Origin of the sequence: Thalassotalea hakodatensis (genome assembly GCF_030295995.1) — a bacterium.
Classification (GTDB): Bacteria; Pseudomonadota; Gammaproteobacteria; order Enterobacterales; family Alteromonadaceae; genus Thalassotalea_C; species Thalassotalea_C hakodatensis.
Window position 1 is genome coordinate 1,958,671 of sequence record NZ_AP027365.1, and the last position, 16,873, is coordinate 1,975,543.

Consider the following 16,873-nt stretch of genomic DNA (forward strand, 5'->3'; position numbering starts at 1 on the left):
GCTACTTTAGCGAACACTTGTACACTAAACAACTCTGAACAGTTAAATTTTTTATTATTTGTTTGTTAAAAGGTGGTTCTACAGTTAAAATTCGGTAACGCATAACCGAATTTTGGTTAATATATATTAAGCTAACAAGTTGAATAAAATGAAAAAAGAGCCTTTATCTAACGCAGAGAAACAAAAGCGGTATCGCGAACGTCAAAAAGAGCGAGGAAAACAAGAAATACGTGGATACATGACGCAAGAAGCAAAAGAATGCTATCAGTTAATCACAGAACAAACAGGTTGGAATGATAGTATTATTATGAGTAATGCCATTCGTTTGACATATGCGGCATATAAAAATGGTCAAATTGCATTACTTAATAGCTGGCTGAAAAAAAATAATTTATAAACCACGTACTCGGCTATAATTGACCAATAAGTTAAATAAAATACGCTAGAGTGCTATTTTTTCCGTTGTGTTGGCTTGGCTTTCGCTATATTCTTAACGGGCTTTAAAATACGCAATTTTATTAATATGAGTAAGGTATTTGTCCTTTGATTAACGTTTTATTAGTAGATGATCACGAATTAGTACGCACAGGTATTAGAAGAATACTTGATGACGTAAAAGGTCTGAAGGTTGTAGGCGAGTGTCAAACAGGTGAAGAAGCTGTTGCTTTTTGCCGCAAGGATGAGCCAAACGTTGTGTTAATGGACATGAATATGCCTGGTATTGGTGGCTTAGAAGCGACAAAGAAAATAATTCGCTACGCACCAGATGTTAAAGTGATCGTGTTAACGGTGTATTGTGAAGACCCTATTCCTACAAAGGTGATGCAAATAGGTGCCGCAGGTTACTTAACGAAAGGCGCTGGCTCAGATGAAATGGTAAACGCCATTAGAGCAGTAAACAGTGGTCAACGATACCTCACACCAGCAATTGCGCAGCAAATGGCACTAAATCAGTTTAAATCACCTGATGAAAACCCGTTTAATGTATTATCTGAACGTGAACTTCAAATTATGCTGATGATCACTCGGGGTGAAAAAGTACCTGATATATCAGAACAATTAATTTTAAGTACTAAAACGATTAACAGCTATCGGTATCGTATGTTTGAAAAGTTAAATGTTAGTAATGACGTTGAACTTACTCACCTTGCTATTAGGCATGGAATGTTAAAAACCGAAACGCTTTAATTTGTTTTGTCTCAAGAACAATCAACCACATTTGAATATAAAGCCTTCCTGGCCTCGGTAACCGAGCAGCCAGGCGTTTACCGTATGTATGATGATAAACGTACGGTCATTTACGTTGGTAAAGCGAAACACCTTAAAAAACGCCTTTCAAGCTACTTTAGAAAAGACGTAGGCAGTAATAAAACGCGTGCTTTAGTTAAACAAATTTCAGCAATTGATGTAACCGTCACCAATACGGAAGCTGAAGCGTTAATTTTAGAAAATAATTACATTAAAAAGTACCTTCCTAAGTACAATATTTTATTAAGAGATGATAAATCTTATCCCTATTTGTTAATTACTGATCATAAACATCCAAAACTTGGATTGCACCGCGGTGGTAAAAAAGTAAAAGGAGACTACTTTGGCCCGTACCCAAGCGCGGGCGCAGTATGGGAAAGCTTACGTTTAATGCAGAAGTTGTTTCCTATACGTCAATGTGAAGATAGCTATTATCGTGCCCGTAGTCGACCTTGTTTACAATACCAATTAGGCAGGTGCTCCGCGCCATGTGTAGATAAAATTAGCGAGTCTGACTACCAAGAACAAGTGAATCTGGCAAAATTGTTCCTGCGAGGAAAAAGTTCTGATGTAATCGCAGATTTGGTAGATAAAATGGAACATGCAAGTGCTGAATTAGCATTTGAAAAAGCAGCGCGTTTTAGAGATCAAATTTCTACATTGAGAAAAGTACAGCAGCAACAATTTGTTAGTGGTATTGCGGCTGAATTGGATGTAATAGGCTATTATCGCCATCATTCTCAAGTGTGTATTCATTTACTATTTATTCGTGAACATAAAATTTTAGGCAGTAAAAGTTATTTTCCGACCGTACCTTCTGATACCGATGACCAAGAAGTTATTGAAGCGTTTATTCAACAACATTATTTTGGCAACTCATTAGAAACAGGTAATACACCTAAAGAAGTTGTGGTGCCTTTTAAAATAGAAAACAGTCAACATTTAGCTGAATTATTAATGCAACAAGCAGGGTTCGATGTGAAAATGTCTTACCGGGTTAAATCTGAACGTGCGCAATACATTAAGCTTGCAAACACTAATGCACAAATTGCTTTGCAAAGTAAAAATGCTCATAAAGAATCAATGCAAAGTCGATTTGATGCATTAAATGAAGTATTTGAAATGGGGAATGGAATTCAACGTATTGAATGTTTTGATATCAGTCATACCATGGGGCAACAAACTATTGCATCTAATGTAGTCTTCAATAGAGAAGGGCCGCTAAAAAGCGATTATCGTCGATACAATGTTGTTGGCATTACCCCAGGTGATGACTACGCTGCAATGGCTTTTGCTTTAAATAAACGCTATGGAAAACTGACTAACGAAGATAATTTACCAGATATTGTGTTTATTGATGGTGGTAAAGGTCAACTGGCTAAAGCAGAACAGTTTTTTGCTGAGCTCAATTTAAATAATACGCCTTTATTAGTTGGGGTTGCCAAAGGTGAGTCTAGAAAGCCAGGGTTAGAAACACTTATATTAGCAGGTACGCATCAATTAATCTCTTTGCCTGGTACGTCACCCGCATTGCATCTAGTGCAGCATATTCGTGATGAATCACACCGATTTGCTATTGCAGGACATCGTGCTAAAAGACAAAAAGTCAGTAAAAAGTCTACATTAGAAACAATACCGGGTATAGGCGCTAAAAAACGGCAGGCATTATTGAAATTTCTTGGCGGCTTGCAAGAAGTACAGGCCGCGGATAAAAATACCTTAGCTAAAGTACCTGGGATCAGTAACTCACTTGCTGAAACTATTTATAATGCTTTACATGACAATTAACCCCAGTTGTGTAAAATGTCTGAAACGATTTTGTTCGTAGACTTTTGACAGCTACGTTAATCGATATACTAATGAGCCTAGAAGTAATATGTGGACCATCCCAAACCAAATTACATTATTTAGAATTACCTTAATTCCAGTTTTTATTATTGTTTTTTATTTACCTATCTCTTGGAGTCATTTTGGTGCGTTTGCTATTTTCTGGTTAGCGGCCGTAAGTGATGCACTTGATGGTTACTTAGCACGTAGGTTAAATCAATCATCGGCTTTTGGTGCATTTATAGACCCTGTGGCTGATAAGCTGATGGTTGCAGCGGCATTAATCATGATCGCGGCTGACTTTGAAGTATGGTACGTTGCAGTGCCTGCAATGATTATGATTTCCAGAGAAATATTTATTAGTGCCTTACGGGAGTTTATGTCTTCAAAAGGTAAACGAGATATTGTTGCCGTTTCTACTTTAGGCAAATATAAAACAGCCGCACAAATGCTGGGGGTGATGGGACTAATTTGGCAGCCTAATTATGATATACCGTTAATCTTATTTAATTTCCCGCATGAAATTTTAATGTTTGCAGCTTATGCCTTTTATTATATCGCGACGGTTCTTACTGTTATTACAATGGTGAGCTATTTTAAAGCTGCTTGGCCAGAGTTAAAGCATTAAAATAAACATAAATTTAGTAAAAAATCGACAGATCAGTCGGTTTTTAACCAGTTGAATTAAAATTGATATTAAATTGTTGACTCACATAATTTTCTATGTAGAATGCTCCTCCAGTTGACAGGGAGTCAGCAAATGAAGCGGCTGTAGCTTAATTGATAGCACATTGTTTTCAATGTGAATGTCACTAAGGTACAGAGAGTGAGTATCGTTACTTGCTCACGCTACTCTTTAAATAGAGTGAACAATATGAAGCGGCTGTAGCTCAGTTGGTAGAGCATCACGTTGCCAACGTGAATGTCACGAGTTCGAGTCTCGTTAGCCGCTCCAATTTTAATAAGGAAGTTAAATTTGACTACCCACGTGGTTGATGAAACGGCGGGTTGGCAGAGTGGCTATGCAGCGGATTGCAAATCCGTGGACCTCGGTTCGACTCCGGGACCCGCCTCCACTTTGCCCGGGTGGTGGAATTGGTAGACACAAGGGATTTAAAATCCCTCGCTGGTAACAGCGTGCCGGTTCAAGTCCGGCCCCGGGTACCATTTCATCCTACGTCAGTAGTTGAATTATAAAAAAAGCTTGCGCTATTATGCGCAGCACTTAAATGAAGCGGCTGTAGCTCAGTTGGTAGAGCATCACGTTGCCAACGTGAATGTCACGAGTTCGAGTCTCGTTAGCCGCTCCAATTTAATACTGTTTAAGCGACTGTAACTCAGTTGGTAGCGCATTGTTTTCAATGTGAATGCCACTAAGGTACAGAGAGTGAGTCTCGTTACTTGCTCATGCTACTCTAGAAATAGAGTGAATAATATGAAGCGGCTGTAGCTCAGTTGGTAGAGCATCACGTTGCCAACGTGAATGTCACGAGTTCGAGTCTCGTTAGCCGCTCCAATTTCTTACAACAATATAATTTGTAAGAGCGTAGGTTAACCAATACCTACGATAAAAAACTTCCCTTATGCCCGGGTGGTGGAATTGGTAGACACAAGGGATTTAAAATCCCTCGCTGGTAACAGCGTGCCGGTTCAAGTCCGGCCCCGGGTACCATTACTTTATGTAATAAAAAATTTGTATGAAGCGGCTGTAGCTCAGTTGGTAGCGCATTGTTTTCAATGTGAATGTCACTAAGGTACAGAGAGTGAGTCTCGTTACTTGCTCATGCTACTCTAGAAATAGAGTGAATAATATGAAGCGGCTGTAGCTCAGTTGGTAGAGCATCACGTTGCCAACGTGAATGTCACGAGTTCGAGTCTCGTTAGCCGCTCCAATTTCTTACAACAATATAATTTGTAAGAACGTAGGTTAACCAATACCTACGATAAAAAACTTCCCTTATGCCCGGGTGGTGGAATTGGTAGACACAAGGGATTTAAAATCCCTCGCTGGTAACAGCGTGCCGGTTCAAGTCCGGCCCCGGGTACCATTTTCATGATCTTTTTATCATTCTAATTCAATTTTAAAACCCTTGAGTTACCATGGGTAGACGCATATACAAGTAACGATTTAAAATCTCTCGTTGGTAACAGCGTGCCGGTTCAAGTCCGGCCCCGGGTACCATTTCATATCAGAGTTTTTCAACATTGTTAACTAGTATGATTCATAACGATCTGTTTCTATCCATAATTGTAATACTGTAACTCTTCTATCAAGTCAGAATTGACGGCATCACTGTACGAACTCTTTATTTTTAGTTATATTGCATCACTCTCATCTTATGATTGAATATATAGTTACGTATTTTTTATCACCAAGCAGTAGACCTATTCAATGAACGATAAGGAACTAGAATATAGCTCACTGGAATCTCTTATGGCCTTTACTGTTTTGTATAGTCACATAAGATATTTTCACCCGTCGGCTAATACAATCGCTTGTGATTGGGAACAATTTTTAATACATTCAGTGATTAATTTTTCCACGTCACATAGCGAGACGGAGTTATTAAATAAATTAAAAAGTACCTTTAAGACTCTTGCGAATTTGCGGTTTATTCGTGAAAGCTATAGCACTAACAAAGAATCGATCTTACAAATAGAGAATGGTAAAAAACAATTTTGGCAACATTTGGGCATTTGCTTAGGAGATGAAGGAAGTTGCTATAAAAGTGAACTGATTCCACATAAAAGCTGGATAAAACAGCAACCTGAAGAATCCACTGCAAAAGAGTGGATAAGGTTGAAAATACTGAAAGGCTGGCATGTGTTAATGCCTTTATTTGGTGATAATACAGCCACAACAACAGGTAATCAACGTTCAGTAAATGAATTAGCCTTCACTCAACCTAGGAAATCGGTTTTATTACTTGCTGATACCATTTTGTCATGGTCAATTCTATATCATTTTTATCCCTATCCAGAATGTAGTGAAATACGAAATTTAAAAACGTTAGAAAAAGCACTTAGTATGGCACTAAATCAAAATGAACAATGCTTAGCCTACTTAACTAAAATACTAAACGACGGACATGCTCATGTGGTAACTGCAGCCCATTTAGGGTATAGAAGAGCTTTAGTCCCTTTTTCCTGGCAGGTGATCGATAATCAAGTCGTTATTACTAAAAACAGTCATACTTTTTACTGTGGGGATATTGTAAAGTCAATCAACGGAGTGTGTATTAACGCATTAATGACAGAATATTTATCACGTTTTTCAGGTAAAGCTGAATTTTGTCAATATCTTGCTTTTCGGGAGGTTTTATCCACTCATATGGAAAGTGGCAATGTGTTTCAAATTCAAAGAAATCGAGAAATATATGATATCTACACTGATAGCATTCAAGTTAAAACTGAGCAACAAGTTTGCTTTCAATTATTAGAAGGCAATATTGCTTACTTTGATTTAACCAAAAACTCTGTCGAGGAGCTACTACCTAGGTTGGCTGAGGTAAATCGATATAAGGGCGTTATTTTTGATTTGCGAGGTTACCCTATAGACGCTGATATTTTACTTCAACATCTACTCACTAGCCTTGATCTACACGATAAATGGATGGAAGTTCCTGTTTCCACAAACCCAAATCATCATATGTTAAAATTTGAGTTTTATGGTTGGGGATTAGAACCAGTTCAACCACACATTAATACAACAGTTTGTTTCTTAACCAATATTAAGGCGGTAAGTTATTCTGAATCTATTTTGGCAATAGTAAAATACTATAATTTAGGCACTATTATTGGTGAAAAAACAGCTGGAGCAAATGGCGATGTTCAACAGATATCCTTACTGAGTGGTGGAGTTATGTACTTTACGGGCATGAGAGTTTCATTACTAGACGGTTCTCAGTTACACGGCGTTGGAATTTCTCCTGATATTGAAATTAAACAAACTTATGAACAGTTAATACGCGGCAGATATGATTCATATATAGAAACTGGTATTAATTATATTAAGGGTCAATCTAATTATCATAGAAATCAGTAATTTTACATTATCTGGTACCACAGTTCTCGGATATTCCCATCAAAAAAGCGCAGATTCTTTTCGTTTAGTTATTATAGGCTAAACCGATGAGAACAGATCTCTTGATTTTCTTCAATAGGTCATTGTGTTAAAAATATTATCAAATATAAAATTCTATTTTTTTCTTCCCAAAAAGTGATGGTTGATCGTTATACCCCTCAAACGTTGCATATTTTATGTAGCGCTTTTAACTGTGTAAACAATGGAAACTTTGAGGGAACTTCTGTGAAAATAAATACAAAAAAATCACCAATAGCATTAGCTTTAGCTACTTATATTGCTTGTACTAGCGTAGCTGTAGGTGAAGAGCAAGAACAACAAAAAGACAAAAAAGCGTTATTAGACTTAGAAAAAATAGTGGTAACAGGTTCAACTGGGCGAGGCGTAACAAAGTTAGAATCTTCAGTATCAATTACAACATTAAACGAAGAGCAACTTGCACGAGAAATGCCCCTTGGAACGGCTGATCTGTTAGAAGTTATTCCGGGGTTTTGGGTAGAAGATTCAGGCGGAGAAACCAATAATAATGTTGCACCTCGCGGTTTGAGAGGTGGTGAAGGTTTTCGTTACATTGGTGTAGAAGAAGATGGTTTACCTGTTGTTTATGATGGGGTTTGGGTTGACTTTTATCAGCGTCAAGATATCACTATTGAAACGATGGAAGCGGTACGGGGTGGGACCAGTGGTTTGTTGACTACTAACGGCCCAGCAGCGTTAGTAAATTTTATCACTAAAAAGCCAGATGATATTGAAGAAGGGGCAATAAAGTTAAGTGCTGCTGATTATGGCATGTATCGAGTAGAAGGGTTTTATAGTAGCCCTATTTCTGAAAACTGGAAGATGCTTGTTGGTGGCTTTTATCGACAATCCGACGGTGTACGCGATACCCAATTTACCGCAGATGAAGGTGGCCAAATTCGTTTGAATTTAGTACGAGACATAGATAACGGCCAATTAACCTTATCTGCAAAACACTTAGATGATCATACGACATTTTTTGTTCCCATTCCTATGCAAAATCAAAGTGACCCTCAAGGTATACCTGGCTTTGAACCTAAAAGCGACACGATGATCGGTAATGGCCAACGACAATTAAAATATTTAAAACAAGATGGAAGTTACTTAACCAGAGATTTAAAAGATGGACAGCATACCGTTCACAGCACACTAGGGGCGCATTTAGAGTTAGATTTAACCGATAATTTATATCTTGATGCAGCAGCACGCTATTCACAATTTGAAAACGATATGTATATTTTATTGAATTTTGATAATTCAACGTTAGTGGAAGCGCAATCAAGGTTACTTGCTGATGATGCACAAGGGTTAGTTGAACAATTTGCAGATCAAGGTGCAACAAATGCAATGTTACGATATGTGGATACACAACAGTTGGTGGATAATCCAAGTGAGTTAAATGGCAACGGTTTAGTGACGACTAGTTACCCGTTATATTCTAGGTATGAAGCTGAGCAATTCGTATCAAAGTTAAGCCTAACGTTTGAAAATGACCGTCATAGCTTAACAGCGGGGTGGTTATATGCCTTTGTTGATGCTGATGATTTGCCCGTTGATAAATGGGAATCATTCTTTTTAACTGATGTTACAAGTAATGCAAGATTGCTTGATATTGTCGCAGTTGATGATGATAAAAATGTCATTGGTCAATTAACTGATAAAGGTTCAACAGGTTATGCACCTGGTTGGGGACAAGCTACGGCTTATGGTGAGTCCAGTTCACATTCCTTATTTGTTAATGAACAATATCAAGCGACGGATAAGTTGCGTTTAGATGCTGGTATAAGAATAGAGTGGCTCGACCTAGACAGTACAGCTTCCGGCACTAGGTTTGCAGTTCCAGTAAAAGGTGCTTTTGATGAAAATGGCCAAGATACCGATAACAACTTAGCAAATAATTATACTGATATGCCGTCAAATGACTTTTATAAGAAGTCATTAAGCGAGACAGAGACAGCTTGGACGGTAGGTTTTAACTACAAATTAAACAGTAATATCTCTATGTTTGGACGATATGCTGATGCCTTTGAAATGCCTCGCTTATTAAGTCATGGACAAACGATTCATGCAGGTGAAGATGCGAGCTTTAATGAAGCCGTTAATTTAACGTTTTCTGAGTTAGGTATACGTTATGCTAGCCAAATATTTGGCACATCTGTTACGTTATTTAATACTAAGTTTAAAGATTTAACTGAACGTAATTTCACTGGAGCTGATGGTACTGTCTCTAATCAAACCATTGATACAGTAACAAAAGGTGTGGAATATGAGGCAAGTTGGCGACCAACTAGCAATATTACTGTTGAGGTTGCTGGTGTAGTACAGCGTCCAGAGATGGAAGGATTTACCGGTAATTTTGCTAGCTGGGAAGGCAAACAAGTCAAACGTACACCGAAAGTACAATTACGGGTAACACCTACATATTATTTCGATAATGGTAATGCATACTTAACTGTACATCATATTGGTGACCGTTTCTCTGATGGTCAAAATCAATTTGAATTACCCGCTTACACGACTTTTGATGCAGGCATTAATTATACATTTACAGACAATGTAAATTTGCATATTAAAGCAACTAATCTTACAGATGAAATTGGCCTTACAGAAGGTAACCCTAGGGCTATCAACGATCAACAAGCTGGTTATGATTATTATTATGCACGTCCGATTCTAGGCCGCACTTTGAATGCCTCTGTCACTATAAACTTCTAACCTTACACACGTTGAAGGCATAAATGTGTCGTCGTTTATTCGTCGACACCCATTATTTTTATTGCCCCCGCGGGCAACTGCGGGCTTTTTTAGTTAGGAAGCTAATGTGAAATATTTGATCACGCTATTTTTTATTTTATTACAGACACCAGTGTTTCCAGCACAACAAAGTACACCTGTACTTTTTCCATATCCTGAGAAGGTAACTTGGCACAAAGAACACTTTAACGTAAATCGACATACAAGCTTTTATGTAAACGATGAACGTGCTCGTAAATCTGCAATATTATTTTCTAAAGAGATCCAACCAACAACAGGGTATTTATTTCCTTTTAACGAGCAACTTAAATCAAACCAAGTCAGATTTATCATTGATCCAAAAATTAGTCATGACGAAGGTTATATACTGGAAGTTTTAAGTGATGTTATTACATTAAAAGCAAATAGTGAAAAAGGCCTGTTCTATGCGAGCCAAACTTTACGGCAGCTTTTAAACCGTGATATTGAAACGAAAACACCAATCAATCGCAGTTTTTGGCCTATACAAGGTGTAACAATTACAGACAAACCTGCTTTTAAATATCGTGGTATGCACCTCGATGTTAGCCGACATTTTTATGATATTGATTTTATCAAAAAGTACATAGATTGGTTATCACATCATAAATTTAATAAATTTCAATGGCATTTAACAGACGACCAAGGCTGGCGAATTGACATTAATTCATATCCAAAGCTTACAAAAATAGGTAGTGAACGTTCGAAAACCGTCGTGGGTCATACTTATGACTACCAACCAATATATGATGATTTACCTCATCGTGGTTTTTATACCCAAGCACAAATAAAAGAAGTGGTAGAATATGCCCAAAATAAGCATGTTGAAATTATTCCTGAAATTGACATTCCGGGTCATTCAACGGCAATAATTGCTGCTTATCCAGAACTTTCTTGTCATGGAAAAAATGTAAACGTTGAAAGTCATTTTGGTATTTTCGAACAAGTGCTTTGTCCTACGGATATAACAATGACCTTTTTAGCAAGTGTATACCGAGAAGTCGCAGACTTATTTCCTAGTCAGTATATACATATTGGTGGTGACGAAGTAATTAAAAAGCAATGGTTGCAAAGTGCTCAAGTGCAATCTTTAATGCAAGAATTAAATATTACTACAGGTGAGCAATTACAAAGCCATTTTATACATCAAGTAACAAGTATTTTAACCTCACTAGGTAAAAAGGCTGTTGGTTGGGATGAAATACTTGAAGGTGGTGCACCCAATACTGCACTGATTACGTCATGGCGGGGTATTGAAGGAGGTATTCAAGCGGCAAAACGTGGTAACCATGTAGTGATGACTCCTTATCAATTTACCTATTTTGATGCGTATCAATCTCGCTCTATAGATGAACCTAAAGCTATTCATGGCTTTTTACCGATAGAGAAAGTGTATCAATTTCAGGTTGTTCCTGAACAATTAACACCTTTGCAAAGCCAACATGTTATTGGAGTTCAAGGTGCACTCTGGACTGAATATATAAAAACAGAACAACATGCTCAATATATGATATTTCCTAGGCTTGCGGCATTAGCAGAAGTCGCTTGGTCTACCAATAAAAGTTGGCAAAGGTTTAACAAACAATTAGATCGTTTAACTCAACGCTACCATGCAATGGGGGTTAATAGTAGTGATGCTTATCTAGTTCCTTGGGTTGAGAAAGTAACAGCAACATCTAACAAGGTTGATGTATTGTTTTCTCAATTAAATGAACAAAGAGAGTTGGTTGTTGAACAAGACAATAAAAAACATGAGGTGAAATACCTTTCAATTAATTCAGCCATTACTGTTAGTGATGCTAAATTACATACATTAAAAGCCTATACTCAGTCAGGTGATAATCAGTCAAAGCCAGTGCAAATTACGGTAGCGCCACATAAGGCAATTCATAAAAAAATTACATTTAAATATGCACCAGCTAACAACACCGAGCATCGGATTAATGATGGCATTTTTGCATATGATCAATATTATGATGTAAATAACTTTACGGTTTTTCAGGGGGTTAATTTAGATGCGGTGATAAATTTTAACCAGCAAGAGCAGGTATCGCGTGTTGTGTTCGGTATTGATGCAGGAAGGCATAGGCAATTAGTTCCACCTGAAAGTATTGAAATTCATAGTTCTGAGGATGGCAACAAATGGCAACTTGTTAAATTATTGAGTGATAACGACATTAACGGCCCGTTAGTTGATATTCGTTTCACGACAATTAATACACAATTTTTAAGGGTAGTGGCGATAAATAAAAAGCAGTCTTTAGATCCGCAAATACCGCTATTACCACTTTATGTCGATGAAATAGCCGTATTTTAATAAGAGATATTTTTTATTCTCAGATCCTTAGCGTCGTTCGTTATAGTATTTAAGGGCAAATTTAAGTAAGCAATTTTTATCAATGACAAATACATTAAGGAAAATTGAGCAGTCTACACAAGATGATCAATATAAAGCACAGATTAAAACGCTTTATATTGATCATTATAGGCGCTTGATACATCACGTAATGAAAAAAGGGCTGTCTCATAAAGAGGCTGAAGACATTGCTCAAGAAGCTTTCGTAAAGTTACTTGGTCTCGAAGACAAAGGTATTTGCAATTATATTCAAGCTTATCTATATAAAATTGCCACAAACCTATCCATAGATAAATTAAGAAGACAAACAAGAAGCCCCGTTGATGTAAGTGATGATTTAACCTCTCATGGGGTAAATCATACATCACCTGAAAGATCATTAGAAAACCAAGACTCCTTAGCATTAATCAAAGACTCTCTGAGGAAATTACCTTTAAAATGTCGCCAAGCATTTGTTTTATATAAAATTAAAGGTATGGAATACCGAGAGATTGCTGAAACAATGCAAGTTTCAGAGAGCATGGTACGAAAATATGTACTGCAAGCTGTAAGAAGTTGTTATCAGCACTTAACAGTTAATTCGTAAAGCGGATCAAGTATGAGAAAACAAATGAACGACGTAACAATTAAAAAAGAACAACGCTTGCTGATAGAAGATACCGCTGCAGAATGGTTACTTTTGCTCGAGGAGTGTCCGACAAAAGACAATCAAGCAGCACTTACTCATTGGTTAAACGAAAGCAAGCAGCATCAAATTGTCTATCAAAAGATGAAGCAGGCATGGACAAATAGTGACATGTTAACCGAAGAAGATATTTTACAACCCCATGAACGTGTTAACTTACTTTCTAAGCAAAAACCTTCCAATAGCACTTTCTTCAATCGCTTTTTTTGGCCAACTACCCTTTTAAGCTGTACGTTAGCGTTGGTGGTAGTCAGCGTATTACCCTTTACATCGACAAACCATAACAATAGCCCTTTACATCAAGATGAGCTTACGGTTAATGCAGAGTCATATAAAACCAACATTGGTGAAACTAAACAGATAACATTAGCCGATAAATCAATCTTAGCGCTAGCCTCCGGTAGTGAAGTTTCAGTAAATTATACGGCAAAGAAAAGAAATATTGAGTTATTAAAAGGGGAGGCATTATTTTCTGTTACCACGGATAAAACAAGACCTTTTATTGTGACCTATCGTGGTAGAATCGCCCAGGCATTAGGCACTGCGTTTAATGTGAAAGAATCACAAGGAAATATGCATATTCAGGTGTTGGAAGGTACAGTAAAAGTCGCTTCGATAGCAAATAGCCAGTTATTTAATAAAGTATTAAATGCCGGCCAAGGAATAGCTATCACTCAAAATGGCAGTATGTCTGATGTGCTTAAACACACTAATCGTGAAAAAATGGACTGGCAAAAAGGGCGTTTAAGTTATGTTAACGTATCACTTGCTTCTGTTATTTATGATATAAGCCGATATGTTCCATTGCATATATATATTCAAGACAAAAGTGTTGCTGATATGAGGTTTACAGGTAATATCAAACTTGACAGTATTGAACAATGGTTTACTGATTTGCCTGATATATTCCCATTAAATATTCAACAATATGGTGATACAAAGGTGATGACAAAGAGGGAATAACCTTTAAGTCCTAACAATAAGAAATGATAACGCAACAGGACAACTTTCAAACAAATACTTATCAAGCCAGGCGCAAAACGCACTGGCTCTTTGTGTTTATTGTACTTGCACAACCTTTTAAAGTATTTAGTCAGTCGATGATTGATGCAAAGCAGGAGTATCGCTTTGCTCATTTAAACTTGGAACAAGCATTAGTTGAAGTTGCGAAATTAAATAATACGCAATTGATCATGCAAGCAAAATCATTAACTGAACAAAAACGTACGATCAGCTGCTTTTGCAGTATCAGCGAAATCCTAGATTTATTACTTAAAAATACTCACTATCGATATAGAGTTTCTAAAAGTGGCAGTATTCTTATTGATCTAAAGCCAAAAGTGGTTAATAAAACTGTAGCAATAGATAGTACTGAAAATTATGAACGTATACTTATTACGGGCTCTGCCCATGATGCAAAGTCAATTTTAAGAAGTACAAGCGCAGTAACCGTTTATAACAAATCAACGTTTATCTCACAAGGGCTGCCAAACAGCGCAGATATGCTAAAACACGTTCCAGGCTTTTGGGTTGAAGACTCAGGCGGTGAAGCCAATAATAATGTCGCTCCAAGAGGGCTTAGAGGCGGGGAAGGCTTTAGATTTATCAGTGTGATGGAAGATGGTTTGCCAATTAGTTATGACGGGATATGGGTCGACTTTTTTCAACGGCAAGATATTATGACGAGTGCAGTAGAAACCATTCGAGGGGGCAATAGTGGTATTGTCAGTTTAAATGGCCCTGCCGCAGTCGTGAATTTTATCTCTGATGACAGTAGTAATGCTCAAAAGAATGAGTTTGTTATTAAACAAGGAGTTGGCCATAAATCTACACGGTTTGATTTAAAAACTGTAGAAAAAGTAAATAATAATTGGCACTTGGCATATGGTGGCTTTTATCGAAAAAGTGATGGTATTAGAGAGCCAGGGTTTACAGCAGACAAAGGGGGACAATTTAAAGTAGTCAGCAACTATAAAAATAAATACCACTCGATTAACGTGGTAGGTAAAATACTTGATGATAAAACAACATTTTATTCACCAATTGTTTTCACCGGAAAAGAATCTCCACAAGCGGTAAAACAGCTATCATCAACACATGGCACTTTACTGAGTAAAGCATTCACTTCATTGCCATTTACCTATCCTTTGCATGAATCAAACGTAACAAAAGCTTATAATATTCAAGATGGCCAACAAACGAATATGCAGTCATTAGGCATTTTTGGTCATCACGAGGTGAATGCACATTGGCGCTTATCATATAAATTTCGTTACTCAGATATGAAAAACGAAATGCTTACCATGCTTAATCTCGATAATAATACAATTTCTACCGCGAAAGAGTATTTGTCTTCTGAGCAAATAAATGATTTTATCAATAAAAATAAGTTTATGGGAGCAGTACAACCCGTATTAAAAAGTACAGCCGACAATACAATAATAGATAACAAAAGCGATAAACTATTTTCATTAGCGCATCCTTTATATTCAAAGTATGAGCAATATCAATGGCTCAGCAATGCCAATATTTCATTTGATTATGATATGTTCAGTGGCACATTTGGCCATTATTTTGCGAGAAGTCAGTATACCTCGTTACCTTTAGATAAATGGCTAGGGCAGTATTTGATAGATGTAAAACATCAACCACAGCGATTTGATGTGATTGCATTGAATAATGCAGGCGATGAAGTTGCCAAGATGACAAGAGAAGGGCAACTTTCATTAACGGGGCCTGCTTATATTGATGGTACAGGCCTTGTGCGATCACACTCATTATACGGACAGCTAACCATTGATGCTTTGGAAGAGTTAAGCTTTGATCTTGGCTTACGAACAGAAAATCTACACTTAACTTCAACAGCACAAACAGATAAACAATACTTTATTGACCAACAATATCCGGTGCGTTACTCCTCAGGAAATTATTTTACGCGTGAAAAAAAATTCAAAGAATTTGCATGGAATATTGGGATTAACTTTACGCCGTATAGTAACGTGGCCTTATTCGCCAATATAGCTGATGCTTTTGAAATGCCAAGAGTCACTAGCTTTGGCAACGCAATAGGATGGTCTAATTCGGTAGAAAGTGTGCCTGACAACCTTACTTTTGAACAACCTGTTAGATTAACCTTTGGTGAACTGGGTGTAAGATATGATGATGGTGATTCGTCTATAACTGCGATTGTATTTCAAACTAAGTTTGAGCCGCTATTGGTGAATGTATATCGAGGTAAGTCAGTATCAGATACTATTTTTATGAATACAAAAACAAAAGGACTTGAAATTGAATTTTCTCAACAAGTGAATCAGATTTTTTCGATTAAGGGCACAAGTGTGTGGCAGCGAGCTCGTTTTAATAATATTCCGTTGGGTTATGAAGAAAGCATTTATAATGGCAATCAAATTACCAGAACACCTGAATTACAGGTTAGGCTTGAACCAATGTTAACAATAGATAACTTTAGTTTATCGATTCGATATCATTATATTGGTGATCGGTTTTCAGATATTGCAAACAAACGAAAATTACCACATTTTCAATATGTTGATATGAATGCAAAATGGCAATTAACCTCGCAACTGGCAATCAATTTAGTGGGGAAAAATATTTTTAATTCTTACGGCCTAACGGAAGGAAACCCTCGCACTAATGATGGCTTATCGTCAGCTTCGCATTATTACGCTAGGCCAATATTTGGTCGCGCTTTTAGTTTATCGATACAATACAATTTTTAAAGGTATTTACATTTTGTAAAGTGTAGGAGTCAAATCAACGTGGTATTACGGTATTTATAACCTTTCTTAAGCTGTAAAATATTGTCAAAAAGTAACAATTAACACAGAAAAAGCATTCGTATGATGATCAACAGACCATAGAG

The 16,873-nt window shown here is 37.1% G+C and carries 10 protein-coding genes and 8 tRNA genes; all 18 read left to right on the forward strand.

Going from position 1 to position 16,873, the window contains the following annotated elements:
• The first annotated feature begins 148 nt into the window (after window positions 1-148).
• Window positions 149-397: a hypothetical protein gene (locus tag QUE72_RS08575; protein ID WP_074498051.1), complete on the forward strand. Its 249-nt coding sequence runs from the start codon at window positions 149-151 to the stop codon at window positions 395-397.
• A gap of 146 nt (window positions 398-543) precedes the next feature.
• Window positions 544-1,188, forward strand: a complete 645-nt coding sequence (gene uvrY / locus QUE72_RS08580; protein ID WP_074498048.1) for a UvrY/SirA/GacA family response regulator transcription factor — start codon at window positions 544-546, stop codon at window positions 1,186-1,188.
• Between the two features lie 6 nt (window positions 1,189-1,194).
• Window positions 1,195-3,036: an excinuclease ABC subunit UvrC gene (gene uvrC / locus QUE72_RS08585; protein WP_286272769.1), complete on the forward strand. Its 1,842-nt coding sequence runs from the start codon at window positions 1,195-1,197 to the stop codon at window positions 3,034-3,036.
• An 88-nt stretch (window positions 3,037-3,124) separates the two neighbouring features.
• The gene (gene pgsA, locus QUE72_RS08590) at window positions 3,125-3,703 is read left to right on the forward strand and encodes a CDP-diacylglycerol--glycerol-3-phosphate 3-phosphatidyltransferase (RefSeq protein ID WP_074498042.1); all 579 of its coding nucleotides are present in this window, start codon (window positions 3,125-3,127) and stop codon (window positions 3,701-3,703) included.
• Between the two features lie 251 nt (window positions 3,704-3,954).
• Window positions 3,955-4,030: transfer RNA gene (locus QUE72_RS08595), tRNA-Gly, on the forward strand.
• A 47-nt stretch (window positions 4,031-4,077) separates the two neighbouring features.
• Window positions 4,078-4,151: transfer RNA gene (locus QUE72_RS08600), tRNA-Cys, on the forward strand.
• A 4-nt stretch (window positions 4,152-4,155) separates the two neighbouring features.
• Window positions 4,156-4,242: transfer RNA gene (locus QUE72_RS08605), tRNA-Leu, on the forward strand.
• Between the two features lie 67 nt (window positions 4,243-4,309).
• Window positions 4,310-4,385 (forward strand) — tRNA-Gly (locus QUE72_RS08610).
• A gap of 130 nt (window positions 4,386-4,515) precedes the next feature.
• Window positions 4,516-4,591 (forward strand) — tRNA-Gly (locus QUE72_RS08615).
• A 69-nt stretch (window positions 4,592-4,660) separates the two neighbouring features.
• Window positions 4,661-4,747 (forward strand) — tRNA-Leu (locus tag QUE72_RS08620).
• 144 nt (window positions 4,748-4,891) lie between these two features.
• Window positions 4,892-4,967: transfer RNA gene (locus QUE72_RS08625), tRNA-Gly, on the forward strand.
• Between the two features lie 69 nt (window positions 4,968-5,036).
• Window positions 5,037-5,123: transfer RNA gene (locus QUE72_RS08630), tRNA-Leu, on the forward strand.
• 386 nt (window positions 5,124-5,509) lie between these two features.
• Window positions 5,510-7,120 (forward strand): S41 family peptidase, encoded by a 1,611-nt coding sequence (locus QUE72_RS08635; protein WP_286272770.1) that lies wholly within the window; start codon window positions 5,510-5,512, stop codon window positions 7,118-7,120.
• A gap of 264 nt (window positions 7,121-7,384) precedes the next feature.
• Complete coding sequence (locus QUE72_RS08640; protein ID WP_286272771.1) at window positions 7,385-9,892, forward strand: TonB-dependent receptor; 2,508 nt, start codon at window positions 7,385-7,387, stop codon at window positions 9,890-9,892.
• 106 nt (window positions 9,893-9,998) lie between these two features.
• Window positions 9,999-12,266 carry a beta-N-acetylhexosaminidase gene (locus QUE72_RS08645; RefSeq protein WP_286272772.1) on the forward strand — a complete coding sequence of 756 codons (2,268 nt, stop codon included), beginning with the start codon at window positions 9,999-10,001 and terminating at the stop codon, window positions 12,264-12,266.
• An 82-nt stretch (window positions 12,267-12,348) separates the two neighbouring features.
• Window positions 12,349-12,891: an RNA polymerase sigma factor gene (locus tag QUE72_RS08650; protein ID WP_286272773.1), complete on the forward strand. Its 543-nt coding sequence runs from the start codon at window positions 12,349-12,351 to the stop codon at window positions 12,889-12,891.
• A 24-nt stretch (window positions 12,892-12,915) separates the two neighbouring features.
• Complete coding sequence (locus QUE72_RS08655) at window positions 12,916-13,953, forward strand: FecR family protein (RefSeq protein ID WP_286272774.1); 1,038 nt, start codon at window positions 12,916-12,918, stop codon at window positions 13,951-13,953.
• Between the two features lie 23 nt (window positions 13,954-13,976).
• Window positions 13,977-16,730, forward strand: a complete 2,754-nt coding sequence (locus QUE72_RS08660) for a TonB-dependent receptor (protein ID WP_286272777.1) — start codon at window positions 13,977-13,979, stop codon at window positions 16,728-16,730.
• Window positions 16,731-16,873: the final 143 nt, after the last annotated feature.